This is a genomic window from Massilia sp. BGA-UO-ETr-WB1 (assembly GCF_059567845.1).
Window position 1 is genome coordinate 854,017 of sequence record NZ_JCAQOT010000027.1, and the last position, 25,229, is coordinate 879,245.

Here is a 25,229-nt window from a genome sequence, read left to right on the forward strand (position 1 = left end):
CTGCAGGCGCGGTGGCGCGGGCGCCCATCCGACGGGCGCGGGAGCGAGCCGTGATCCGAATTTTTAACCATTATGTGCCGCGCATGGCCTTTATCCTGCTGCTGATGGAGGTGACGCTGCTGTTGGGCGCCGCCGGGCTGGCTTCGCTGGCCTGGCTGGCCGAGACGCAGCGCGCGTCGCGGCCCGGCAGCGTGTACTGGAGCGCCGTGCTGTTCGCGCTGCTGATCGTGCTGAGCATGGGCACGCTGGGCATGTACCAGTCCGACTTCCGCCTGCACCCGGGCCACGCGCTGCGCCAGACGGTGCTGCGCATCGTGCCGGCGCTGCTGCTGGCGTTTTGCCTGCTGACCGTGCTGTCGAGCATGCTGCCGGCATTGCGCGCGGCGCGGCTGGGCTCGTTCGCCTTCCTGCTGGGCGGCTGCGCGGTGCTGCTGACCCGGTTGCTGCTGTTCTCCACGGTGCGCACCGACCGCATGGCGGACCGGCTGATCCTGCTGGGCGACGGCGCGCTGGCGCAGGAATGCATGGAGCTGGCGGTCAGCAAGCACGGCTTTCAGCGCTTCCACGTGGTGGGCTGCGTGTCGGTGCCGGGCGAGGAGCGCCGGGTGGCGGCGTCCTGCCTGCTGCCGGCCGGGCCGTCGCTGCTGGAGCTGGCGCGCGCGCACGGCGCGGGCGAGGTGGTGGTGTCGCTGGGCGACCGGCGCGGCGGCGCCTATCCGGTGCGCCAGCTGCTGGAATGCGTGCTGGGCGGGGTGCGGGTGGTGGACGCGGCGGCCTTCTTCGAGCGCGAGGCGTGCCAGATCCGCATCGATACGCTGCAGCCGAGCTATTTGATCTTCGGCGGCGGCTTCGACCAGAGCTTCTTGCGCGCCAGCGTGAAGCGCACCTTCGACCTGGCCGCCAGCGGGGCGATCTGCCTGGCGGCCATGCCGGTGATGCTGCTGACGGCGCTGTGCATCGTGGCCGAGGACGGCGGGCCGGTGTTCTATCAGCAGGAGCGGGTGGGCAAGGACGGGCGCTTGTTCAAGGTGCTGAAGTTCCGCAGCATGCGCAGCGACGCCGAGGGCGACGGCAGGCCGCGCTGGGCCGCGCAGGACGATCCGCGCGTGACCCGGGTTGGCCACTGGATACGCAAGCTGCGCATCGACGAGCTGCCGCAGATGCTGAATGTGTTCCGCGGCGAGATGAGCTTTGTCGGCCCGCGGCCGGAGCGGGCTTATTTCGTCGCGCAGCTGGGCGACGAGGTGCCTTACTACAATGTGCGGCACAGCATCAAACCGGGGATTACCGGGCTGGCGCAGGTGCGCTACCAGTACGGCGCGTCGGTGGACGACGCGGTGCGCTGCAGGAATTCGCGCTTGGCTTTCAGGATCTCTATCATCTCCAGCACGCCGCGGTTGGCCGCGTACACGGCGCCGGACCAGGACCAGGCGCGCGGATCGCCCTCGTCGCCCACCTCGGCCACCTTGGACAGGTCGACCGAGCCCACCAGGTCCGCCATGTCGGCGGTGGCCGGGTCGTGCGGCGCATAGGTGCCGACGCCGCAGCGGTCCGCTTCCGACAGGAACAGGCGCTCGACCGGCATGTGCAGGAAGTCGCCGCCGTGCTGGCGTTCCAGGCGCGCGCGGCAATGCGGACACAGTTCGCCTTCGGCCACGGCGCCGTATGTGTCGCGGAAGGCGGCGCGCACGCTGTGCGGCAGCAGGTGCAGCGGCGATTCGTGCACCGGGCAGCCGGCGATGGCGTACAGCGCGCCGTCGTCGGTCTGGCTGTATTCCTCCAGTCCGCGCTTGAGCAGGATCACCAGGGTGGATTTGCCGCCGGATGGCGGACCGAGCAGCAGCAGCAGGCGGCGGCCCACTTCCGAACCGGCCGCAGCGGCCTGGAAATAGGCGCTCACGCGGGCCAGCGCGCCGTCCAGCCCGAACAGTTCGCTGGAAAACAGGTCCTTGCCGGGCTCGACACAAGGCTGGCCGCGAGGCTGACTGCCCGGCTGATTGCCGGCGCCGCTCCAGCGCAGCATGTCCCAGATGTATTGGTGCGAGTTGCGCGCCAGCAGGGCGGGTGCGCCGGGCGCGGCGGCCAGCACCTGTTCGATGAACTGGCTGAAGTTGCCGCGCCATGGTTCGGCGCGGTGCCGCTGCGTGTAGGCGTGCAGGCTGTCCAGGAATTGCTGATGGTGGGCCACGGCGCTCTCCTCCGGTTGACTCCAGTATCCGCCTGGCGGCGCCGGGCGGACTGAGGAAGCTCAAGCGGAGGAGGGGAACTTTTTGGAAGCCCCGGGTTCAGCGGCTGCGGCGGCTTACCCCACGTTACGTGACGTTGTGGATGCGCGCGATGGCGGCGGCCACGCCGGCGCCGTAGGCCGGATCGCACTTGGTGCAGTTGTCCACGTGGCGGTCGATCACCTGCTGCGATGCGCCCAGGATGGCGCGCGCCGTGTTCTCGAACAGCAGCGTCTGCTGGGCCGGCGTCATCAGCTGGAACAACAGCCGCGGCTGGGTGTAATAGTCATCGTCGGTGCGGTGGTTCCAGTGGTCGGCCGCGCCTTCGAGCGCCAGCGGCGGCTCGCGGAAGTCGGGCTGCTCCACCCATTCCTGGTAGCTGTTCGGCTCGTACGGCGTGGCGCCGCCCTGGTTGCCGTCCACCCGCATCTGGCCGTCGCGGTGGTAGCTGTGGAACGGGCACTTCGGCGCGTTGACCGGGATCGACGCGTGGTTCACGCCCAGGCGGTAGCGCTGCGCGTCGCCATAGGAGAACAAACGGCCTTGCAGCATCTTGTCGGGCGAGAAGCTGATGCCGGGCACGATGTTGGCAGGATTGAACGCGGCCTGCTCCACTTCCGCGAAGTGGTTCTCGGGATTGCGGTTCAGCTCCAGCACGCCCACTTCGATCAGCGGATAGTCCTTGTGCAGCCAGACCTTGGTCAGGTCGAACGGATTGTAAGGGCAGGTGGCCGCTTCCTTCTCCGGCATCACCTGGATGAACAGCGTCCATTTCGGGAAGTCCTTGCCTTCGATGCTGTCGTACAGGTCGCGCAGATGGGTTTCGCGGTCGGCGCCGATGCGGGCGGTGGCTTCCTCGTCGCTGAGGTTGGCGATGCCCTGCTGCGTCTTCAGCGTGAATTTGCACCAGAAACGTTCGTTGTTGGCGTTGATGAAGCTGAAGGTGTGGCTGCCGAAGCCGTGCATGTGGCGGTAGCTGCGCGGGATGCCGCGGTCGCTCATCACCACCGTCACCTGGTGCAGCGCTTCCGGCAGCAGGGTCCAGAAGTCCCAGTTGCTGTTGGCGCTGCGCAGGCCGCTGCGCGGGTCGCGCTTGATGGCGTGGTTCAGGTCCGGGAACTTGAGCGGGTCACGCAGGAAGAACACCGGCGTGTTGTTGCCCACCAGGTCCCAGTTGCCCTGTTCGGTGTAGAACTTGATGGCGAAGCCGCGGATGTCGCGCTCGGCGTCGGCCGCGCCGCGCTCGCCGGCCACGGTGGAAAAGCGCACGAACAGCTCGGTCTGTTTGCCGATCTGCGAGAACAGCGATGCCTTGGTGTACTTGGTGATGTCGTGCGTCACCGTGAACGTGCCGTAGGCGCCGGCGCCCTTGGCGTGCATGCGGCGCTCGGGGATCACTTCGCGGTCGAAGTGGGCCAGCTTTTCAAGGAACCACACGTCCTGCAGCAGGGCGGGGCCGCGCGGGCCGGCGGTCTGGATGTTCTGGTTGTCGGGAACTGGCGCGCCAAAAGCTGTGGTCAGCTTGTTCATAGGATGTCCTTACTGTAGTGCTGCGTTGTGAAAACCGTTGGCCTGCGCGCGGGGCATGAGGGTCTTGGGGGCGGTGGCGCGCTGGCTGGGGCCGATCAGGCCGCGCTGCGTGGCCACCACCACCGCGTGGGTGCGGGCGGTGGCGTCCAGCTTGCTCATCAGGCCCTTGACGTGGGTCTTGACGGTGCCCACGCCGATGCCCAGCTCGCGCGCGATGGATTTGTTGCAGCAGCCCTGGGCCAGCAGGCGCAGCACGTCCGTTTCGCGGCCGGTCAGCGATTCGCGGCTCAGGCTGTCGGCCACGCAGCGCGTCACCGACTCGCTCAGGTAGCGCAGCCCCTGGCTCAGCAGGCGCGCGGCCTTGGCCAGCTCCTCGGCGCTGCAGCCTTGCAGCAGGTAGCCGTGCACGCCGCTGTCCATGGCCATGCGCACTTCCCATTCCTTGTCGAACTGGGTCACGATCAGCACGCGCGGCGCCGGGCTGTAGCGGTCCTGCGGCATCTGGCGCGCAGCCGCGATGCCGCTCTGGTAGTCGGCCACGATCACATGCGCCATGCTCAGCGCGTGCGGGCACACGGCGTGGGTGGAAACGGTGAAGTCGGCATGTTCGCCCAGGATGGCGCGCAGCCCCGCCGTCATGACGGGGTCTTCATGCATGATGTGGATGTTGACGGTGTTGATCCGCATGGTGATCTCCTACGTACTGCAGCAGCGAACGCTGTTGCTTCTCATGCATTTATGATGGACGGGCAAGGTAAGCAGATCAAGTTAAGAGATGTTAATCGGGGTTAACGCGGATTTTGCAGATGGTTGCAAGCCGCCCTACGCCGCGGCCGGCTGCGGCTTGGCGCCCCAGGTAAGCCAGGCCAGCAGCGCGATAGCCGGCAGCAAGCCGTAGAAGCCGGCGTAAACGTATGCAAAAGCGCCGCCGATGCAGCCGGCGCCGAAAGCCAGTATCGGCCACAGGAATTTGGCGCAGCGGCGGTGGATGGCCTGGTCGGCCCCGCCGCGCGCCACGTCCACCAGGTCGATCACCAGCTGGGTGACGTTGCCGGTCATGACCGTGGTGGGCGTCAGGCTGGACAGCAGCAGCTTGGCGGCGGCGTTTTGCACGCCCATGGCGGCAGCGCCGATGGCGCCCGCCAGCAGGGCCAGCGGGGCGTCGGAAACGGTGAGCGGGGCAGCGGCCAGGCCGGCCAGCATAAAGCCGATAAGCAATACCAGTTGCAGCCCGAACACGGAGCGCAGCGGCGCCATGCCGCGCCGCTCCAGCCACAGGATGTACAGCCGGGTGAAGGCGACGCCCGCCACGAAGGTGCCGAAGGCCAGGAATTTGATCAGTACGCTGTTGCCGCTGGGCCGCGCCAGTTCGCTGCCGATCAGCACGAAGTTGCCGGTCACGTGGGCCGTGAACAGGCCGAACAGGGCCACAAAGCCCAGCGTGTCCACATAACCTGCGAGGAGGCCCAGCGCTACCGCTTGCCGGGATGCTTGTACTTCGTTCTTGCTGTCCGCCATGAAAGGTGCTCCATTAGTAAATGGAGGCACTTTAACGCAGGGCGCGCAAGAACGCGCTCTCCCTTATGCCCTATGCGGCGGTACCCGGGCGGTCCCAGGGCGGGGTGTCCTTGAACTGCTCCACCAGGAAATCGATCATCACCCGCACCTTGGCGCTCAGGTGGCGCCGGCTCGGGTAGACCGCCTGGATGTCGATATCGGGCATGCGGAAGTCCGGCAGCACCTGCACCAGGCGGCCGGCGCGCAGGTCGGCGCCGATCAGGAAGGTGGGTTGCCAGATGATGCCCTGGCCGCCCAGCGCCACGGCGCGCGCGGTGTCGCCGTTATTGCTGCGCATAATGAAGGGAATCTTGACAGTGTGCAGCTTCCCGCCGGCGTCCAGCAGCTGCCACTCGTCGCTGGCGGCGTAGCTGTAGCCGATGCAGCGGTGCTTCAGCAAATCGGCCGGCGTGGCGGGCGCGCCGTGTCTGGCCAGGTAAGAGGGCGCCGCGCACAGCACGTTGACCGAACTGGCCAGCTTGCGCGCCACGTGCGAGGCGGAGCCGGAGCGCGAAATGCGGATCGCCATGTCGTAGCCTTCCTCGACGATGTCGACCACGCGGTCGATCAGCGCCACTTCCAGCTGCACGTCCGGGTACCGCTCCATGAAGCGCGGCCACAGCGGCGCCAGATGCTGCACGCCGAAACTGAGCGGCGCGTTAATGCGCAGCAAGCCGCGCGGCTGCATGGTGGCGGAGGACACGATGGCTTCGGCCTCGGCCATTTCATCGAGGATGGACTTGGCGCGCTCGAACAGCGCTTCGCCGCTGGAGGTGAGCGACATGCGGCGCGAGCTGCGGTTCAGCAGGCGCGTGTGCAGGTGCGCTTCCAGGTCGCTGATGTAGCGGGTGACGTTGGCGGGGGAGGTGTCGAGGGCTTCGGCGGCGCGCGCGAAGCCTTCCTTGCGGACGACTTCGACGAACACTTCCAGTGCGCGCAGTCTATCCATCGGCCGTGGTAGCGCTTAGTAGCGGTTCCAGGTATTGGCTGCGGTGCGGGTGGCGGCCGCCTCCTTGATGTTGCTCAGCTCGGCGTCGCGCGCCTCGCGCTGCATTTCGGACAACTGGGTGGCGGCCTGGGTGTCGCCGGCGCGGGCCGCGTCTTCAAACAGCTTGATGGCTTCGTCGCGGCGGTTGCTGTCGGCCTGGTACTGGCGGGCCAGTTCGCGGCGGGCCACGGCCGAGCCCTGTTCGGCCCATTCGCGCAATCGCCGCTCTGCAGCAAAATTGCCGCCTTTATTCATTTGCAAGGCCGTCGCTTCGATGACCGGTGCGGGCGGGACCATATCGTCCTTCGCTTGCACGCCGATCAGTACGCCAACGGCAACCAGCACCGTTGCTACCAAAACGCCGGATTTGTTGAATAATTCCATCTTTGAGTTTGCCCCTTTGCATGCCGCATTTCAGACGGCGTGGATGCGGATGATACCACTTATTTCCGAAAGACAACAAATGTTTTATGCTTTTGCTATTTGGTGCAGCGCATTACATGATGCTCGCTTTGCAGGCCGTTTGCACGCCGCTTGCAAGGCGATGGGGATAATAGCATGCACATTTTGTGTAAAAAGCACACATTCCCACCAGGCAGGGTAACAATTGTAACTACTTGTGAGATTCCTCAACGCGCGGTAGGAATAGGCCTACATCGTTAGCGAATTATGAATGAATCATGCATGCGCTGCATGATGGGTTTGGCATTCAATAAATGCGGTGCATGATATCGCTAGCGGGGAATGGCGATGGTAATTTGCTGGGTGCCGTCCCATCGGCGCGCCTGCGGATCGAGCCGGAACAGCGTAAACGGTATCTGCCCGACGATATCGCCGCGCGCGTCCCAGTCGACGGCGGCGTAGGCGCCGCTGTAGTCCACTTCCATCCCCTGGCGCACCAGGCCCAGCGCGGCGCCGATATTGTCCGGCGCCACGGCGGCGCCGGGCGCGTTCATGACCGGGCGCAGGCTGTCCCGTATCATGGCCGGCGTCGGGCTGCTGGTATTGTTGACCCGGCCGGCGCGTTCGATGGCCAACGCCATCGCCATGGCGATATCGTAAGTCGGCGCCGTGAAATCCTGCGGTTCGGACGCGTACTGCGCCATGTAGCTGCTGCGGAAATACTGGTAGGACTTGCTGCCATAGGCGCCGAAACTGGCCGCCGCGCCGCTGGCGCCGCCCTTGAACTGGGCCGGATCGGCCAGGTTGTCGACAAAGGTCTGGTTGCCTGCCGCCGTGCCGGGCAGCAGCCACAGGCCGGCGTAGCCGCTGGTCAGCGATTCGTTCAGCACGTTGGCGGCGATGTCGGCCGCCAGTATGCCGTTCAGGATCACGTCCGGCTGCGCGTCCATCACCTGTTTCAAATAGGGGGCGAAACCGCTTTTCAGGCCGAACGGGACCGTCACGGTGCGCACCACCTGGCCGCCCTGGGCCTGGAAGGCGGGCGAGAACAGGCTGCTCAGGCCGGCCCCGAAAGCGTCGCCCTCGTTCACCAGCACCACGGCACGGCGCTTGCCCGCGTCGAACGCCACCTTGGCCAGCACCGGCGTGGCGTCCACGTCGGACACGCCGATGCGGAAGATCAGGTCGCCATCGGCGATGCTGGTCAGCGCCGGCGAGGAGCTGGACTCGGTCAGGATGGGCACGCCCTTGGCCAGCGCCTGCGGCAGCAGGTTCAGCACCCGCGTGGAGGTCGACACCATCAGCACCGAGACCCCGCCGTCCAGCAGCTGCTGGCCCATGTCCTGCGCTTCGGCGTTGTCGCGCGCCACCAGCGCGATGGCGTTCACGCGCTTGCCTAGCACGCCGCCGGCCTCGTTGATCTGCCTGGCCGCCAGCAGGAAGGCGTCGCGCGTGGAACTGCGCCAGCCGACGGAGCCGATGTTGATCGCGCCGGGATCGAGCATGGCGCGGATCGGGTTGGCCGGCAGCGGCGTGGCTGCATCGCCGCCGCCCCCGCCGCAGGAGCCGAGCGCCGCCGCGCCGCAGGCCAGCAGCGCCGCCTTAAAAGCGATATTCATATTGCACTCCGTAGCGCCGCCCCGGCGAAGGATAGTCGATGCCGCCCACGCCGGGATCGACGTAGCGGCTGTTGCCCAGGTCCCGCACCTGCAGCCGCACGAAGGAGCGGGGGTCGATGTTCCAGCGCGCGGACAGCGTGGTGTCCGCGTAGCCGTCCAGCGTGTATTCCTGGTTGGCCAGCAGAACATTGGAGGTGGCGGCGGGGCGTTTGCCGACCAGGCGCACCTGCAGCGACAGCACCAGCTTCTGTCCCGGCAGGTTCGCGCTGGCGCCCAGGTTGGCGCTGTTGCGAGGGAACAGTTCGCCCCGCGGCCGCTGCGCCAGCGGCGCCAGCGTGTAGCGGTTCACGCTGCGCCCGGTGCGCGCGTGGCTGTAGTTGGCGTTCACGGTCAGCCAGTCCTGCTGGTAGCGCACCTCGATCTCGGCGCCCTTGACGGTGGCGTCGCTGCTGTTGCGCGCCACCAGGTTGAAGAAGGCCTGCTCGAGCGTCACCAGCCCGCGCACCTGGGTGTGGTACAGCGTGAATGCGGCGTTCAGGTTGGAAACGGGCGGCATCAGCAACTGCACCTCGGCCGTGCGCGACTTCTGCGGCGCCAGGTCCGGGTTGCCGCGCACATCGCCCGGCTGCACGGCGCCGCGGTACAGCAGCTCGGCCGAGGGCGCCTCGAAAGCGGCGCCGGCCAGCAGCTTCACGCGCCAGTCGCCCGCCAGCATGCCCACCAGCCCGGCGCGGTAGGAGGGCTGGTTGCCGTACACCGAATGGTGGTCGCGCCGCCCGCCCGCGATGGCCGACCAGGACGCGGTCAGCGGCGCCTGCCATTGCACGTAAAAGGCGTGGTTGCGCAAGCTGCGCCGGCCGGGCTGGCTGAGCTGGAACTCATAGCCGTCCGCTACGTTGTGGCGGCGGACTGATTCCAGCGCGGTGCGGTCGCGCAGCATGTCCAGCCCCACCAGCAGGCTGGCGCGCTGGCCTTGCTGCCACAGCCACTCGGCGTTGCCTTCGGCCGCGCGGTAGCCGAAATCGCGCAGCAGGTAATAGTCGGCGGCGCCGGTCTGCAGCCGGTCGCCGCCTGCGGGCCGGCCTTCGCTGTAGCTGAGGCTGGCGCGCAGGGTATGGCGCTCGTTTAACTTGCGCGACAGGTTCACGCGCGCAAAACCCTGGCTCAGCGCCACGCGGCTGGGCGTGCGCAGCAGCGGGTTCAAGGCGGCGAACACATTGTCGCTGTCCTGGCGCTGCCAGAACAGGCTGCCCGTCAGTTCGTCCGCGCCGGTTTGCCAGCCGCCGCGCAGGTACAGGCTGAGCGGTTCGGAGTCGTCGGCCGCCGCGGAAGGCGCGGCGGCGTAGCGCCGGTAGTCGGGCGAGATGCGCGGCAGTTGCAGGCCGCTGCGGTCCTCGCGGCCGGCCTGCAAACCCCACGCCAGCCAGCCTTGCGCCAGCTGCGCGCCGCCGCTGCCCGACAGCACGGCGCCGTCGCGCCCGGCGGCGCCCCGTTCGTACCCGGCGCCCAGGCGCTGCTCGTCGCCGCGCCGGGTAATGACGTTGACCGCGCCCAGCAGCGCGTCCGCGCCGTACAGCACCGACACCGGCCCGCGCACGATCTCGATGCGCTCGATCATGCTCATGGGGATGAATTCGTAGCCGGTCAGCTGCTGCTGGGTGCTGCGGAAGGCGATGGGCTGGCCGTCCAGCATGATCTTGATGCCCCGGCTGGCCGCCGTGGCGCCCGCGCTGATGCCGCGCACGCCGAAACTGTGGTTCAGCCTGTCGTCGCTTTCGATGAAGCCGGCCTTGTGCGACAGCGCGTCGGCCACGGTCAGGTAGCCGTAACGGGCGATGTCGTCCGCCGTCACCAGGGTGACGATGGCCGGCGCGTCATAGTAGGGGATGGCGGTCTTGGTGGCGGTCAGGACCTTAACGTTGCGTAACTGCTCCAGGCTCAGGTCGAAGGCCGCGTCGCCGCCCTGCGCGCGGGCCCAGGCCGGGCTGGCCAGCCACAGATAGCAGGCTGCAAGCCAAAAGGGAAGCCGTGCAGGACGCCGGGAAGGGGAACCTGCCGAAGCTGCTGTCACCCGTGGTCTCCTTGTTCCGATTTGAATGTGGAATTCTCTGGAATTGCGCCGGTGCCAGCCAGTATTCCCGAACTCCAGCATGATCACAAGAACACCGTGTTGTTTTCGTCACGCCAAAATGCTGGCTCCGGCTGGATTGATTACGCTAGAATCAATGATGTTTCCTAGCGAAACGGGAGCGCGGGATGGATGGCAGTCCACAGCAAGCCGGAATCAGCCGGGCATGAGGAAAATGCCCCGCTTAGCCGCGTCTCGCGCAGTCCGGCTGCTGCTCTTGCTGGCCGCCGCCGTGCAGGCGCAGGCGCCGGGGCAAACGCCTGAAGCCGCCTTGCCCGAACAGCAGATCAAGGCCGCCTACATCCTCAATTTTGCCCGCTACGCCAGCTGGCCGCCCAGCGTGCTGACCGACGCGCGCGCGCCGCTGGTGGTGTGCATGCTGGGGCAGGGCGGCGGCGACATCGTGCGCCAGCTGCAAAGCCGCGCCGCCGGCAGCCACCCGCTGGACCTGCGCACCATCAGCCGCCCCGACGAAATCGCCCCCTGCCACGCGCTGTACATCGGCCCATCCGAACGCGGCCGCCAGGCCGCGCTGCTGGCGCGCCTGCGCGACCAGGCCGTGCTCACCATCGGCGATTCATCGACCTTCCTGGCCGACGGCGGCATGATCAATATGATGCTGGTCGACGGCAGCATCCGTTTCGAGGTCAACCTGGCCGCCGCCAAGCAGTCCGGCATGGCGCTGAACCCGCGCGTGCTCGCGCTGGCCGAGCGCGTGGTCGGCGGGGCGGCCAAATGAAGGCGCCGGACCAGCCGCCGCGCGTATCCCGCCGGGTGTCCCGCCGCATATCGCTGCGGGATACGGGGCTGCAGCGCAAGCTGCTGTTCGTGTCCGTGGTGACGGCCGGCGTGTCGCTGCTGGCGGCCCTGCTGGCCCTGGCCTCGTACGACGTGGCCGTGGCCCGCCCCAGGCTGGTGTCCGACCTGGCCAGCCGCATCGAGCTGGTGTCGCTCAACCTGGACGTGGACCTGAACTTCGGCGACCGCGCCTCTGCCACCCGCACCCTGTCCGCGCTGCGCGGCACGCCGGACATCCACAGCGCCTGCCTGTTCGACGCCCAGCGCCAGCTGTTCGCGCGCTACCTGCGCAGCGGCGAGGGCGGCTGCGCCTGGCCGCGCAACATCGCCGCGCCCGGCTACCACTTTGTCGGCCCCTACCTGGCCATGCTGGTGCCGGTGCGTTTCGAGCACGAGACGGTGGGCTACCTGCAAGTGGAGTACGCGCTGCCGCCGCTGCCCGAGCGCCTGCGCCACTACGGCCTGGTGCTGGCCGTGGTGCTGCTGACGCTGGCAGTGGGCGGCCTGCTGCACGCGGTTATCGTGCGGCGCCTGGTCACGCGGCCGCTGCTGGCGCTGTCCTCGGTGGCGCACCGCGTCACGCAGGAGCAGCGCTACGACCTGCGCGCGCCGGTGGACGGGCGCGACGAAGTGGGCCGGCTGGCCGAGGCCATCAACACCATGCTGGGCACCATTGCCGCGCGCGACACCGCGCTGCGCCGCAGCCAGTCGCTGCTGGAAAACATCGTCGAGAAATCCTCGGCCATCATCTATATCAAGGACTTGCAAGGGCGCTACATGCTGGTCAACGAGCGCTTCCGCCTCACCTTGCCGGCCGGCGCGCCCGAACCGATCGGCCAGGACGACGCGCAGCTGTACCCCGCCAGCGCAGCCGGCCAGTTGCAAGCCAACGACCGCGAAGTGCTCGAGTCCGGCCACGCCAAGGCCTACGAAGAAACGGTCCCCGACCATACCGGCCAGGAGCGCACGTATTTGTCCGAGAAATTCCCGCTGCTCGACGAGCATGGCCACACCTGGGCGCTGGGCGGCGTGTCCACCGACATTACCGAGCGCAAGCGCGGCGAACGGGAACTGCTGCAGTACCGCGACCGGCTGGAGCTGGAAGTGGCCGAGCGCACCGGGCAGATGGTGGAAGCCAACCGCGGCCTGGCCGCCTCGCTGGAAACGCTGCAGCGCGCGCAGGACGAGCTGGTGCGCAACGAGAAGCTGGCCGCGCTGGGCGCGCTGGTGGCGGGCGTGGCGCACGAGCTGAACACGCCGATCGGCAACAGCCTGCTGGCCGTCAGCACGCTGATGGACCAGACCCGCGAATTCCAGAAGCTGGCGGCGGAAGGCCTGAAGCGCTCCACCTTGCAGAGCTTTGTGGCCGACATCAACGGCGGCGGCGAGATCGTGCTGCGCAATCTGCACCGCGCGGTGGACCTGGTGGCCAGCTTCAAGCAGGTTGCGGTGGACCGCACCACCTCGCAGCGCCGGATGTTCATGCTGGCCGAGCTGGTGGACGAGATCCTGCTGGTGCTGATGCCCACGTTTAAGAAGTCCGGCATCCGGGTGCGCCAGGAGGTGCAGGAAAGGATAGAAATGAACAGCTACCCGGGCCCGTTCGGCCAGGTGCTGATCAACCTCATCACCAACGCCCTCAGTCACGGCTTCGAAGGGCGCAGCGAGGGCGAGGTGGTGGTGACGGCGCGCAGCGTGGAGGGCGGCAAGGTGGAAGTGTGCGTGTCCGACAACGGCGGCGGCATCGCGCCGGAAAACATGAGCCGCATCTACGACCCCTTCTTCACCACCAAGCTGGGCCGGGGCGGCTCCGGGCTCGGCCTCAACATCGTCTACAACATCGTGTATGGCGTGCTCGATGGCAAAATCGACGTCAAGAGCGAGCTCGGCAAAGGCACCCGATTCACCATGACCTTGCCGGGCGCCTCGGTTTAGAAGTCCACCGTGGCCGACACCGTCACCGTGCGCGGCGCGCTGCCGTGGTATCTGACGGCGCTGCTGATCTCGCAGCCGCTGCATTTCGGCGACTACGGCGGCGGCTGGATGCAATTCCTGTGGGCCATGCTGGAAATCGCGACCATCATCGTGCCGGGCAGCGGCTTGTACCTGTGGCTGAAGCGCGGCAATACGGTGAAGTCGGGCGCGCTGGCCGCAGCTGAAGCGGTGAGCGTCGAGCAGGGCGAGGAACTGGCGCTGGCCGGCAGCGGAGCGTCCAAATGAGCGGCCCGTTCATGCGCCTGTGGGGCGCGCCCATCCTGTTTGGCATCCTCACTACGATAGGGTTGATCTCGGCCTTGCTGGGCGATGGCGCGTGGGACGTCGTGTCCGCCGTGGCCCTGGGCTTGCCGGTGGTGGCCTGCGCCTGGTACGGTTTGCGCCGCAAGCCGGAATAGCAAACACGAGCGCTTGACCTTCCCATCATGGGAAGGCATACACTGGAGGCCAGATCAGCAATAAGGACTGCATCATGGCAAATCCAGCGGTAGTGGCGAACGGTCCCGCGCAGCGCGAACTCTCCCTCGGCATCGAGGGCATGAGCTGCGCTTCGTGCGTGGGGCGCGTGGAAAAAGCAATCAAGAAAGTGGCGGGCGTGGACAGCGTCAGCGTCAACCTCGCCACCGAACGCGCGCGCGTGGTGGCGGGCGGCGGCGTGGACGTGCAGCAGCTGGTCGACGCCATCGAGGCGGCCGGCTACCAGGCCACGCCCGAGGAGGAGGGGGCTCCCGCCGCCGACGACGAGGCCCGCGACGGCCATGCGGTCCCAGGCGCCGATGCTGCGGCGGGCGGCGCGCCGGCGCATGACGCGGCGGCGGCCAAGCTTGACCGGCAGGGTATCCGCGTCGGCATCGCGGCGCTGCTGTCGCTGCCGCTGGCCGCGCCGATGGCGGCCGAGCTGGCCGGCTTGCATTGGATGCTGCCGGGCTGGCTGCAGCTTGCGCTTGCGGCGCCGGTGCAGTTCTGGCTGGGCGCGCGCTTCTATGCCGCAGGCTGGAAGGCGGCGCGTGCGGGCGCCGGCAATATGGACCTGCTGGTGGCCATCGGCACCAGCGCCGCCTTCGGCCTGAGCGTCTACCAGCTGCTGGCGGCGCAAGGCGGCATGCCGCACCTGTACTTCGAGGCCGCATCGGTCGTCATCACCCTGGTATTGCTCGGCAAATGGCTGGAGGCGCGCGCCAAGCGCCAGACGGCGGACGCCATCCGCGCGCTGCAAGCCTTGCGCCCGGACGTGGCGCGCGTGCGGCGCAATGGCGCGGACATGGACGTGCGCCTGGGTGCGGTGCGCGTGGGCGACATGGTGGTGGTGCGGCCCGGCGAGCGGATCCCCGTGGACGGCACGGTCACCGAAGGCGCCAGCCATGTGAACGAATCGATGCTGACCGGCGAGAGCATGCCGGTCGCCAAGCACGCGGGCGCCAGGGTGACCGGCGGCGCCATCAACGCCGAGGGCCTGCTGCTGGTGCGGACCGACGCGGTGGGCGCGGAGACCACGCTGTCGCGCATTATCCGGATGGTGGAGAGCGCGCAGGCCGAGAAGGCGCCGGTGCAGCGGCTGGTGGACCAGGTGAGTTCGGTCTTCGTGCCGGTGGTGCTGGTGATCGCGCTGCTGACGTTCGTCGGCTGGTGGCTGGCGGGCGCGGAAGCCGAAACCGCCATCATCAACGCTGTGGCGGTGCTGGTGATCGCTTGCCCTTGCGCGCTGGGACTGGCGACACCCGCCGCCATCATGGCCGGAACGGGCGTCGGCGCGCGGCACGGCATACTGATCAAGGATGCGGAAGCGCTCGAGATTGCGCACCGCGTCAGCACGGTGGTGTTCGACAAGACCGGCACGCTGACGGTGGGCGAGCCGGTGGTGACGGAACTGATGGCGGCCGGCGCCGCCGGGCAGGCAGAGCTGCTGCGGCTGGCGGCATCGCTGCAGCAGGGCAGCGAGCATCCGCTGGCGGCGGCGGTCACGGCCATGGCCAAGGCGCGCGGCGTGGCGGCGCCGCCGGTGGCGGGCCTGACGGCGCTGCCGGGCCGTGGACTGGCAGGCACGGTCGATGGCCAGCCCCTGCTGCTGGGCAGCACGCGCCTGATGCGGGAATCCGGCGTCGACCTGGCGCCGCTGCAGGCGCACGCGGCGGCGCTGGAAGGCGCCGGCAACACCGTCTCGTGGATCGCGTCCGCCGGCGCCGCGCCGCGCCTGCTCGGGCTGATCGCTTTCGGCGACCAGGTCAAGCCGGGCGCCCGCGCGGCGGTGGACAAGCTGCACGCGCTCGGCATCAAGACCGTGCTGCTCACCGGCGACAACAAGGGCAGCGCGCAGGCGGTGGCGGTGGCGCTCGGCATCGGCCGTGTCATCGCGGAAGTGCTGCCGGAAGCCAAGGCGGACGAGGTGGCGCGCCTGAGGACGGCGGGCGAAAGCGTCGCCATGGTCGGCGACGGCATCAACGATGCGCCGGCGCTGACTGCGGCCGACGTCGGCATCGCCATGTCCACCGGCACCGACGTCGCCATGCACGCGGCCGGCATCACGCTGATGCGCGGCGACCCCGCGCTGGTGGCGGACGCCATCGATATCTCGCGCCGCACCTACAACAAGATCCGCCAGAACCTGTTCTGGGCCTTCATCTACAACCTGGTGGGGATACCGCTGGCGGCCGCCGGCTTGCTGAGTCCGGTGGTGGCGGGCGCCGCCATGGCGTTCAGTTCGGTCAGCGTCATCAGCAACGCGCTGCTGCTGAAACGCTGGCGTCCGGCCGGCGGGCGCGGCGGACCGGCGCACTGAGGCGCCGGGCAGTTCGCCAGCTCAGGTGGCCGGCGCGAACAACCAGTCCAGGTCCAGGGCCGGCTCGACAAAGCCGGCCAGGTCGCAAGGGTAGGCGCTGTAAATGCCCAGCTCGGTGCCGACCGCAACGATATTGATGGCAGCCGTGGTGGCCTTCTTCAGCTTGCTACTGTCGCCGGCCGAGTAGCCGTAAAAGTCCCCCGCCAGGGGACGCTTCGTGACATCGATAGGGTCGGTGCGCTGCCCGGCGTCGAATTTGGCGAGCCATGCACGAACCTTGGTGTCGTGGTTCAGCAGTTCCATGCAGGCGTAGATCGCGGTGCGGCGGTCCTGCCACAGCGACTTGCCGGCTTGGCCGTTGCGGATCGCGGTCATGCCCGCATCATTCTCGGGCAGCCGTTCGGTATAGGTGGCCACGTGCGCGTATGCGTGGCCGGTGCCGGCGCGGTATGGACTGGCGCCCTGCGCGCGGTAGTCGCGCGCGCCGCCGCCGCCCGCCTTCAGATTCGGCAGGGCGACCGCATTGCTGCGGGCGAAGGCGGCTTCCACATCCTCGAACTTATAGGTTTTCAGTAGCATTGCATATCTCCTTGATAGTCAATTGACAACGAAATCTGCCGCCAGTATTGTTAACGCCAAGGCTGAGGTCAAGAAGAAAAAAACTGTGCGCTACTGTTGCTTGTTATGAAATTGCTGGGCCACGGACTGCAGTGCCGATGGACCCGGCCCGGCCGGGGCGATGCCGTCCGGCAGCGGCACGCGCACCGGCTTGCTGGCCATGTTGGCAGTCGACAGCGCGTTGCCCGGCGCTTCCGGCGCTGCGTTCCACACCGGCGCCTCGATGCCTTCGAAGATAGTCTTCAGCTGCTGCCCCCAGGTGGTGCGTATCATCTGGAAATACTGGTTCTTCTCGTCGATGGTGACGAAGCGCGTCACCGCCAGCGAATTGTTCTCGTAGACCAGCAAGTCCAGCGGCAGGCCGACCGACACATTCGAGCGCAGCGTCGAATCCATGGAAATCAGCGCGCATTTGGCGGCCTCGTCCAGCGAAGTGGCGGGCGTCACCACGCGGTCGATAATCGGCTTGCCGTACTTGGCCTCGCCGATCTGGAAGTAAGTGTTCTCGTTGTGCGACTCGATGAAATTGCCGGCCGAATATACCTGGAACAGGCGGCAGCGCTCGCCCTTGATCTGGCCGCCGAAAATCAGGCTGACGTTGAAATCAATGCCGAACTCGGCCAGCGCCTTGGCGTCGCGCTCGTGCACCTTGCGCACCACTTCGCCCACCAGCCGCGCCGCCTCGTGCATGTTGGGCGCGGTCCAGATGCTGTAGCCGGCCGCGCCGACATGCTCGGACAGCAACTGCCGCACCGACTGCGAAATCGACAGGTTCCCGGCCGTCATCAGCACCATCATGCGCTCGCCGGGGTTTTCGAATACGTTCAGCTTGCGCGCCGTGCTGACCTGGTCCACGCCGGCATTGGTGCGCGAATCCGCCAAGAAAACCAGGCCCGCATCCAGCCGCATCCCTACACAATAAGTCATTTGATAACAGTTTATTGGTTCAAGGAATCAATTCTATCACCGGCCGGGCCGGCGCTACTGCCGCACATTCCTGCCGCTCATTACTGCGGCACAATACGCACGTCCACCGCCATGGCTTCGTCGCCGCCGCCGCGCCGCACGCCGCGCACCGGGGCGGCGGCGTCATAGTCGCGGCCGATGGCCAGGCGGCAGTAGGCGTCCGTCATCAGCCGCGCGTGGGTCACGTCGATGCTGACCCAGCCGCTGTAGCCGCGGTCCTCGACCCAGGCGTCCACCCAGGCGTGGCTGGCGGCGTGGCTGGTGCCGCCCGGGTCGATATAGCCGGACACGTAGCGCGCCGGAATGCCCTGCGCATGGCAGCAGGCCAGGAAGATGTGGGCGTGGTCCTGGCACACGCCGATGCCCAGCTGCAGCGCCGCGCTGGCGGTGGTGGTCACTTCGGTCGCACCGCTTTGATACTTCACCGCACCAAAGATGTGCTCCGCCAGCCGCATCAGGTGCCGGGTCTGCGCGGTGCGGTCCGGCAGGCAGGCGGCGCCCAGCTCCAGGATGCCGGGCGTGGCCTGCGTGAGCCGGGTCGGCACCGTGTAGATCAGCGGCGACAGCGTGTCGCCGTTGGCGATGCGGCCCTGGTCCGGCGTGGTGGTCTCCACCAGCCCGTGGGCGACGATGGCCAGCCCCGTGTGCGGCGAATTGATCGTCAGCATGTGCGACAGGTTGCCGTAGGCGTCCGTGTAGCCGTGGATCTGGCCCACCGTGTTCAAATGCCAGTTCAGCACGTGCTGGTGTGCTTCGGCGCGCGGCGTCAGGTGCAGCTGCTGGATCGAGTAGGCCTGCGGCGCGGTGTAGCTGTAACTGGTTTCATGGCGAATGGATAGTTGCATGTCGATTTCCTCAGTGCCTTTCTAGGCCGCCAGCGGCACCAGGAAATCGCGGCTGATGCGATTGCCCAGTTCGTAAATGCGCTGAAGGAATTCGGTCAGCGTGTCGTGCAGCCCGGCTTGCAGGATGTCGTCGATGCGGCCGAACTGCAGTTCGGCATGCAGCTTGCCGGCCAGCCGTTCGGTGTCCCTGGACAGGTCGTTGTGCACCTGGTGCAGGTTCTGCACCACTTCGTCCATGCAGGCCAGCAGCGAGCGCGGCATGTCGGCGCGCAGCATCAGCAGCTCCGCCACGCGGGCCGGGGTGATGATGTCGCGGTAGACCTTGCGGTAGATCTCGAAGCCGGACACGGAGCGCAGCAGCGCGGCCCAGTAGTAGAAGTCGCCGTCCTCCGCGTCGCGCGCGCCGTGGAATTTCACGTCCAGGATGCGCGCCGTGTTGTCGGCCCGTTCCAGGAAGGTGCCGAGGCGGATGAAGTGCACCGCGTCGTCGCGCAGCATGGTGCCCAGCGTGACCCCGCGCGACAGGTGGGAACGGTATTTCACCCACTCGAAGAACTGGCTGGGATCGTGCTCCAGCACGCCGCTGTTCAGGCGCTTCTGCAAGTCCAGCCAGGTCTGGTTCTGGATCTCCCACACTTCGGTGGTGAGCGTGCCGCGCACGGCGCGGGCGTTCTCGCGCGCTTCCTTCAGGCAGGCTGCGATCGACGAGGGGTTGGACGGGTCGCGCACCATGAAGTCGATCACGGAGCGGCCGTCCACCGTGCTGTACTTGCGGTCGTAGGCCTGCTGCAGCTCGGAAATGCCGAGCATGGCGCTCCAGCCCCGGGCGGCGTCCTGCTCGGACTGCGGCAGCATGGAGGTCTGCACGTTCACGTCCAGCATGCGGGCGGTGTTCTCGGCGCGCTCGGTGTAGCGCGCCATCCAGAACAGGTGGTCGGCGGTGCGGCTCAGCATGGGAGGTCCTTTTCCAGTATCCAGGTGTCTTTGGTGCCGCCGCCCTGCGAGGAGTTCACCACCAGCGAACCTTCCTGCAGGGCCACGCGGGTCAGGCCGCCGGGCACCATGGAGATGGTTTTCCCGGACAGCACGAACGGCCGCAAGTCGATATGGCGCGGCGCCACGCCGCTTTCCACGAAAGTGGGGCAGTTGGACAGGGCCAGCGTGGGCTGGGCGATGTAGCCGTCCGGCTTGGCGATCAGGCGGCGCCGGAAGTCCTCGATCTGCTCGCGGGTGGAGGCCGGGCCGACCAGCATGCCGTAGCCGCCCGCGCCGTGCACTTCCTTCACCACCAGGTCGGACAGGTGGGCCAGCGTGTACTGCAGGTCCTCCTTTTTCCGGCACTGGTAGGTGGGCACGTTGTTCAGCACCGGCTCTTCGGACAGGTAGAAGCGGATCATGTCCGGCACGTAGGGGTAGATCGACTTGTCGTCCGCCACGCCGGTGCCGATGGCGTTGGCCAGCGTGACGCGCCCGGCGCGGTACACCGACAGCAGGCCGGGCACGCCCAGCGAGGAATCGGGCCGGAAGGCCAGCGGGTCGAGGAAATCGTCGTCCAGGCGGCGGTAGATCACGTCCACCCGCCTGGGGCCGTGCGTGGTGCGCATGTAGACGGAATTGTCGGCCACGAACAGGTCCTTGCCCTCCACCAGCTCCACGCCCATCTGCTGCGCCAGGAAGGCGTGCTCGAAGTAGGCCGAGTTGTACATGCCGGGCGTCATCACGACGATGGTGGGGTCGTCCACGCCCATCGGCGCCACCGAGCGCAGGTTGTCCAGCAGCAGGTCGGGGTAGTGGTCCACCGGCGCGATCTTGTTGCGGGCGAACAGTTCGGGGAATAGCCGCATCATCATCTTGCGGTCTTCCAGCATGTAGGAGACGCCGGACGGCACCCGCAGGTTATCCTCCAGCACGTAGAACTCGCCCTGGCCGGCGCGCACGATGTCCACCCCGGCGATGTGGGCGTAGATGTCGGACGCCACCGCGATGCCCTGCATCTCCGGCCGGTACTGGGCGTTGCGGTAGATCTGCTCGGCGGGGATGATGCCGGCCTTGATGATGTTCTGGTTGTGGTAAATGTCGTGGATGAACATGTTCAGCGCTTTCACGCGCTGCACCAGTCCGGTTTGCAGCTGGCGCCATTCGCCGGCCGGGATAATGCGAGGCACGATGTCGAACGGGATCAGCCGTTCGGTGCCGGCATCGTCGCCGTAGACGGCGAAGGTGATGCCGACGCGGCGGAACATCAAGTCCGCTTCGGCGCGCTTGCGTTCGATGGTTTCCGGCGGCTGCTGGGCCAGCCAGCGGCAGAATTCGCGGTAGTGTTCCCGCACTTCCGATCCGCCGTCTGCATGCATTTCGTTGAAGAAGGTAGGCATCTGCTCGTTCCGTGGCTGCGATACTCATGCTGTATCAAGAAGCATGCCAGCTTTGCAAGGAGCGGATGCACCGGGTTGGTGCAGGCGGCCCGGACCGCCGGCGCGCCCGGCGCCTAGCGTTTCAAGCAGGCGGCGAAGTCTTCCACGGCGCCGTAGGCGGGCTGTGCAGGGCGGGGCGCGCCGCACAGGTCGGCGCCCGGCGGCGGGGCGGAGGACGGGCCGCTGCGGCGCGGGGCGGCGCCGGCCCATGCCAGGTCCAGTCCCAGCGCGTCGCGGAACAGGGCGCGCTGCGGGTGCGAACCCAGGTACAGCCGGTTCAGGCTGGTGTCCAGGTTGTCGCCCGCGTGCAGGATGCCGCCACGGTCGGCCCGCAGGCGGCCGTCGACGATATTGCCGTCCACCAGCGCGCTGCTTTCCGGGTAGCGCACCACGATCCCGGCCGTATCGATCAGCGTATTGTGCAGCACCTTGCTGGTGGCGGCGCGGTTCAGGTAGATGCCTTCATCCGAGCACGACGCGATCAGGTTGGACTGGATGGTGCCGCCGTCCTGCTCGGTGATGCAGCGCTGGTCGCGGCAATAGGGCACGGCCGTGCCGCCGCCGCCCAGCGACAGGCCGACGCGCTGGCCGCCGTAGCCGCGCAGCTTGTGCTCGCACAGCACCACGTTGCGCTCGAACAGGTTGGCCGAGCCCGCGCCCTTGGCGTAGGCGCCGTAGCTGACGCCGTCGCCGCCCATCTTGATGAAGTCGGAGATCAGGTTGCCGCGTATGGTCCAGTTGCTGCCCGCCACCAGGTCGATCGGCGTGACGGGCTGGCCGGTCTGGCGCACCGTGCTGTTGGTCAGCGTATTGCCTTCGATCAGGCCGTGGTCCGGCGCGCTGCCGCCCTGGGCGTTGATCTTGAAGTGGGCGTTAAAATCGCTGATGGTGTTGTTGCGCGCCACAAAGCCGCTGGCGCGGCCGGCAACGTGGAAGGCGTGCTCGCAGGCGGCGGGGTCGGTGCAGGCGCCGCGGATGGCCAGGTTCTCGAAGGTCCAGTACGGGCCGCTGACCAGGAAGCCTTCGCTCAGCCTGGATTCGATGGTCACCGTGCCGGGCCGCTCGGCGCGCACGGTGATGGGACGCTCCTTGCTGCCCGCCGCGCCAGCTGCGATAAAGGGCACGCCGCTGAAGCTGTAGGTGCCGGGCTGCAGCGTAATCACGTCGCCGGCGCGCGCGCTGGCCATCGCCTGCACCAGCGCGCCCGGGGTGGACACCGACACCGGGTTGCCTGCGGCGGCCGGCCGGCCGTTGGGCTGCGCGCCGGCGTTCCAGGCGGGCAGGGCCGGTGCGCTGGCGCCGCCGCCGTCCAGCGCTGCCAGCGTGGCGGCCAGCTTGCGGCCCACGCCTTCGACCATCTGGTTGTGGCCTTCGGCGCGCCGTTCCACATAGGGGCCAACCTGGCGCGGCGCCATGCCGACCTGGTTGACGGCGTAGAACGCTGCGGCTGCTCCGCCTGCCAGGCCCAGCAGGGCGATGATGGCGAGCGGCAGCAGCTTGCCGGAGGACTTGCGGGGCGGTTTGGTCTTGGTGCGGGACATGGGTTTCCGTTGCGAGGTTGAGGTGCAGCTTGTTCTGAACTTATTCTTTGAGGCGGTACCAGGCCAGGCCTATCCATTCATAGGCAGCGTAGTAGGACGACGCCAGCGCGTCCGCGCTGGGCAGGAAGGACGACGCCGACAGCGGCCCCCAGGCGCGGAACACGGTGGGCGCGGCCACCACCTGCAGGCCGGCCCGCTCGAACGCGCGCCGGGCGCGCGGCATGTGCATGGCGTCGGTAACCAGCAGCACGGTTTGCACGCCGGCAGGCTTGAGGAGGCGGGCCGAGAACGCGGCGTTCTCGGCCGTGGTGGCGGACTCGGCCTCCACCCAGCGCACCTCGGTTCGGAAGTCGTCGCGCAGCGCCTGCGCCATGGCCACGGCCTTGGCCGGAATCTTGCGCGCCGGGTTGGCATTGCCGCCGCTGACCAGCAGGGGCAGGGAGGTGCGGTGCTGCAGGCGGGCGCCGTAGCGCAGGCGCGCCAGCGCGATACTGTCCGGGCTGTTGCCGCCGTATTCCGGCGCGTGTTCGCTATTCCCGGCGGCCAGCACGACGATGGCTTGCGCCGATGCCGGCGCTGACGCCGGCACTGCCTGGCCTGCGGAGGCCAGCGGCGCTGTCATATTCTCCAGCGGGCGCACCAGCAGGCGCGCGCCGGCGTCGGTGCTCAGGACGACCAGCGCGGCCAGGCCGCCGCCCGCCAGCGCGTTGCCGAAGCGCGGCCAGCGGCGCCGCAGCAGCCAGCCTGCCAGCATCGCCAGGAACAGGCACATCGGCGGCAAGAGGACTACGTGGGCCAGTTGGGTGATGGTGAAGGAGGCGGGCATCCTGGCATTGGAGCAATTGCGCCGCCGAATGTCAAGGCTTGCCGCCGGCTCCCCGGATGGCGGCCCCCGATTCGCGGCGCCTGATCCGGCCCCGCCCGCGCGCGGCGGCATTGAAGAGAGCGCTTACCTAAAGGCGCTATGGGATTTCGCTGCAAGATTTCGGAGCGGAATTGGGGCAGCGCCGGGTGGCGAAGGTTGTTAAGATTTTCACCGGATTGAACCTACCCGGTGGAGACCACATGGAAGACTTTTGTTACCCAAGACCGCAACTGGTGCGGGCGGACTGGACTTGTCTGAACGGCCGCTGGGATTTCACCTACGACGATCAGCGCCGTTACCGCAGTCCGCAGGACGAGATCGCGTGGGAGCGCGGCATCAACGTGCCGTTTCCGCCGGAATCGGGCGCCAGCGGCATCGGCGACACCGGCTTCCACAGCGTGTGCTGGTACCGCCGCAAGGTCAACCTGGCCGCGCGCGGACCGCGCACGCTGCTGCACTTCGGCGCCGTGGACTATGCGGCCAAGGTGTGGGTGAACGGCGAACTGGTGGCCCAGCACGAGGGCGGGCACACGCCTTTCTATGCCGACATCGGCGCCGCGCTGCTGGCCGGCGAGGAGCAGGTGATCGTGCTGCGCGCCGAGGACGACCCGGCCGACCTGGCCAAGCCGCGCGGCAAGCAGGACTGGCAGCTGGACCCGCACTCGATCTGGTATCCGCGCACCACCGGCATCTGGCAGACGGTGTGGCTCGAGCCGGTGGGCGCCACTTACATCAAGTCGCTGCGCTGGACGCCGATCTTCGAAGGCTTCGAGATCGGCTGCGAGATCCTGGCGGCCGGCGACATCACCTCCGGCCTGACGGTGGAAGTGAGGCTGTCGCACGGCGGCAAGCTGCTGGCCGACGACGTGTACATGCTGGTGGGCCAGGAGGCCAACCGCAAGATCGCGCTGTCCGACCCCGGCATCGACGACTCGCGCAACGAGCTGCTGTGGAGCCCCGAACGGCCCATCCTGCTGGACGCCGAGCTGACCCTGCGCTGCGGCGACGAGGAGCTGGACCGGGTGCGCTCCTACACGGCGCTGCGCTCGGTGTCCGTGAACCGCGACCGCTTCATGCTGAACGGCCGCCCTTATCATTTGCGGCTGGTGCTGGACCAGGGCTACTGGCCGGACACCATCATGACCGCGCCCAACGACGATGCGCTGCGGCGCGACGTGGAGCTGGCCAAGGCCATGGGCTTCAACGGCGTGCGCAAGCACCAGAAGATCGAGGACCCGCGCTACCTGTACTGGGCCGACAAGCTGGGCCTGCTGGTGTGGGAGGAGATGCCGTCCTGCTACGCCTTCAGCCCGCTGGCCGTGACGCGCATGGTGCGCGAATGGACCGAGGCCATCGAGCGCGACTACAGCCATCCCTGCATCATCGTGTGGGTGGCCTTCAACGAATCGTGGGGCGTGCCCAACCTGACGGCGATGCAGGCGCACCGCAACGCGGTCGAGGCGCTGTACCACATGACGCGGGTGCTGGACGCCACCCGCCCGGTGATCGGCAACGACGGCTGGGAAGCCTCGGCCACCGACCTGCTCGGCATCCACGACTACGACGCCGACCCGCAGCGCATCGCCGCGCGCTACGAGCTGACCGACCCGGTGACCACCCTGTTCGACCGGCGCCGCCCCGGCGGGCGCATCCTCACGCTGGACGGCTTTCCGCACCGTGGCCAGCCCATCATCCTCACCGAGTTCGGCGGCATCGCCTTCGACCCCGCCGCGCCGGGGCACCACACCTGGGGCTATTCGCGCGCCAACACCGCCGAGGCGTTCGTGCAGGCCTACCGCGCGCTGCTGACGGTGGTCAGCGAGCTGCCCATGTTCAGCGGCTTTTGCTACACCCAGTTCGCCGACACCTTCCAGGAAGCCAACGGCCTGCTGAACGCGGACCGCAGCCCCAAGATTCCCATCGAACAGATCGATGCGGCCACGCGCAACGTCCAGCACTGAG

The 25,229-nt window shown here is 67.8% G+C and carries 20 protein-coding genes and 2 pseudogenes; 7 read left to right on the forward strand and 15 right to left on the reverse strand.

Translation table 11 applies throughout. The annotated features are described in order from the left end of the window. Positions 1–104: 104 nt before the first annotated feature. Positions 105–1,283 (forward strand): annotated as a pseudogene (locus AC56DV_RS30580) (exopolysaccharide biosynthesis polyprenyl glycosylphosphotransferase); the annotation flags it as partial. 23 nt (positions 1,284–1,306) lie between these two features. Here the strand turns inward: AC56DV_RS30580 and AC56DV_RS30585 are convergent. The 8 genes from AC56DV_RS30585 to AC56DV_RS30620 all read right to left on the reverse strand — a co-directional run bounded on the left by AC56DV_RS30585 (position 1,307) and on the right by AC56DV_RS30620 (position 10,392). Further along, the gene (locus tag AC56DV_RS30585) at positions 1,307–2,188 is read right to left on the reverse strand and encodes a hypothetical protein (RefSeq protein WP_496317962.1); all 882 of its coding nucleotides are present in this window, start codon (positions 2,186–2,188) and stop codon (positions 1,307–1,309) included. Positions 2,189–2,312: 124 nt separating this feature from the next. Then, a complete protein-coding gene (locus AC56DV_RS30590) occupies positions 2,313–3,755 on the reverse strand; it encodes a catalase (RefSeq protein ID WP_496317963.1) in 1,443 nt (480 codons plus the stop codon). A 9-nt stretch (positions 3,756–3,764) separates the two neighbouring features. Next, positions 3,765–4,442, reverse strand: coding sequence for a LuxR C-terminal-related transcriptional regulator (locus AC56DV_RS30595; protein ID WP_496317964.1), 678 nt, complete (start codon positions 4,440–4,442; stop codon positions 3,765–3,767). Between the two features lie 135 nt (positions 4,443–4,577). After that, positions 4,578–5,273: a YoaK family protein gene (locus AC56DV_RS30600; protein WP_496317965.1), complete on the reverse strand. Its 696-nt coding sequence runs from the start codon at positions 5,271–5,273 to the stop codon at positions 4,578–4,580. Between the two features lie 70 nt (positions 5,274–5,343). Continuing rightward, a complete protein-coding gene (locus AC56DV_RS30605; protein ID WP_496317966.1) occupies positions 5,344–6,261 on the reverse strand; it encodes a LysR family transcriptional regulator in 918 nt (305 codons plus the stop codon). A 15-nt stretch (positions 6,262–6,276) separates the two neighbouring features. Next, positions 6,277–6,684: a hypothetical protein gene (locus AC56DV_RS30610; protein WP_496317967.1), complete on the reverse strand. Its 408-nt coding sequence runs from the start codon at positions 6,682–6,684 to the stop codon at positions 6,277–6,279. A gap of 350 nt (positions 6,685–7,034) precedes the next feature. Then, positions 7,035–8,321, reverse strand: coding sequence for an ABC transporter substrate-binding protein (locus tag AC56DV_RS30615; RefSeq protein WP_496317968.1), 1,287 nt, complete (start codon positions 8,319–8,321; stop codon positions 7,035–7,037). Next, a complete protein-coding gene (locus AC56DV_RS30620; RefSeq protein ID WP_496317969.1) occupies positions 8,305–10,392 on the reverse strand; it encodes a TonB-dependent receptor plug domain-containing protein in 2,088 nt (695 codons plus the stop codon). The genes AC56DV_RS30615 and AC56DV_RS30620 overlap by 17 nt, the downstream gene beginning before the upstream one ends. A 232-nt stretch (positions 10,393–10,624) precedes the next feature. Between AC56DV_RS30620 and AC56DV_RS30625 the strand changes: the two genes are divergently transcribed. The 5 genes and pseudogenes from AC56DV_RS30625 (at position 10,625) to AC56DV_RS30645 (ending at position 16,018) form a co-directional block, all read left to right on the forward strand. Further along, the gene (locus AC56DV_RS30625) at positions 10,625–11,188 is read left to right on the forward strand and encodes a TOL_0243 family YfiR-like periplasmic protein (RefSeq protein ID WP_496317970.1); all 564 of its coding nucleotides are present in this window, start codon (positions 10,625–10,627) and stop codon (positions 11,186–11,188) included. Then, entirely contained in the window at positions 11,185–13,182 is a 1,998-nt protein-coding gene (locus AC56DV_RS30630) for an ATP-binding protein (RefSeq protein WP_496317971.1), read from the forward strand. Before AC56DV_RS30625 ends, AC56DV_RS30630 begins: the two co-directional genes overlap by 4 nt. Positions 13,183–13,203: 21 nt before the next feature. Further along, positions 13,204–13,467 (forward strand): annotated as a pseudogene (locus AC56DV_RS30635) (PepSY domain-containing protein); the annotation flags it as partial. After that, positions 13,464–13,640, forward strand: coding sequence for a hypothetical protein (locus AC56DV_RS30640; protein ID WP_496317972.1), 177 nt, complete (start codon positions 13,464–13,466; stop codon positions 13,638–13,640). The pseudogene AC56DV_RS30635 and the gene AC56DV_RS30640, both read left to right, overlap by 4 nt. A 74-nt stretch (positions 13,641–13,714) precedes the next feature. Continuing rightward, the gene (locus tag AC56DV_RS30645) at positions 13,715–16,018 is read left to right on the forward strand and encodes a heavy metal translocating P-type ATPase (protein ID WP_496317973.1); all 2,304 of its coding nucleotides are present in this window, start codon (positions 13,715–13,717) and stop codon (positions 16,016–16,018) included. Between the two features lie 21 nt (positions 16,019–16,039). Here the strand turns inward: AC56DV_RS30645 and AC56DV_RS30650 are convergent, their stop codons facing one another. The 7 genes from AC56DV_RS30650 to AC56DV_RS30680 form a co-directional block, all read right to left on the reverse strand. Continuing rightward, the gene (locus AC56DV_RS30650; protein WP_496317974.1) at positions 16,040–16,597 is read right to left on the reverse strand and encodes a hypothetical protein; all 558 of its coding nucleotides are present in this window, start codon (positions 16,595–16,597) and stop codon (positions 16,040–16,042) included. 90 nt (positions 16,598–16,687) lie between these two features. Next, entirely contained in the window at positions 16,688–17,563 is an 876-nt protein-coding gene (locus AC56DV_RS30655) for a proteasome-type protease (protein WP_496317975.1), read from the reverse strand. Between the two features lie 80 nt (positions 17,564–17,643). After that, a complete protein-coding gene (locus tag AC56DV_RS30660; protein ID WP_496317976.1) occupies positions 17,644–18,447 on the reverse strand; it encodes a transglutaminase family protein in 804 nt (267 codons plus the stop codon). A 21-nt stretch (positions 18,448–18,468) separates the two neighbouring features. Next, positions 18,469–19,401, reverse strand: a complete 933-nt coding sequence (locus AC56DV_RS30665; RefSeq protein ID WP_496317977.1) for an alpha-E domain-containing protein — start codon at positions 19,399–19,401, stop codon at positions 18,469–18,471. Next, positions 19,395–20,822 (reverse strand): circularly permuted type 2 ATP-grasp protein, encoded by a 1,428-nt coding sequence (locus AC56DV_RS30670; RefSeq protein ID WP_496317978.1) that lies wholly within the window; start codon positions 20,820–20,822, stop codon positions 19,395–19,397. The genes AC56DV_RS30665 and AC56DV_RS30670 overlap by 7 nt, the downstream gene beginning before the upstream one ends. A gap of 113 nt (positions 20,823–20,935) precedes the next feature. Further along, positions 20,936–22,402: a right-handed parallel beta-helix repeat-containing protein gene (locus tag AC56DV_RS30675; RefSeq protein WP_496317979.1), complete on the reverse strand. Its 1,467-nt coding sequence runs from the start codon at positions 22,400–22,402 to the stop codon at positions 20,936–20,938. A gap of 40 nt (positions 22,403–22,442) precedes the next feature. Beyond that, positions 22,443–23,228: a YdcF family protein gene (locus tag AC56DV_RS30680; protein ID WP_496317980.1), complete on the reverse strand. Its 786-nt coding sequence runs from the start codon at positions 23,226–23,228 to the stop codon at positions 22,443–22,445. Positions 23,229–23,467: 239 nt separating this feature from the next. Here AC56DV_RS30680 and AC56DV_RS30685 point away from each other — a divergent pair, with 239 nt between their 5' ends. Continuing rightward, entirely contained in the window at positions 23,468–25,228 is a 1,761-nt protein-coding gene (locus AC56DV_RS30685; protein WP_496317981.1) for a glycoside hydrolase family 2 protein, read from the forward strand. Position 25,229: the final 1 nt, after the last annotated feature.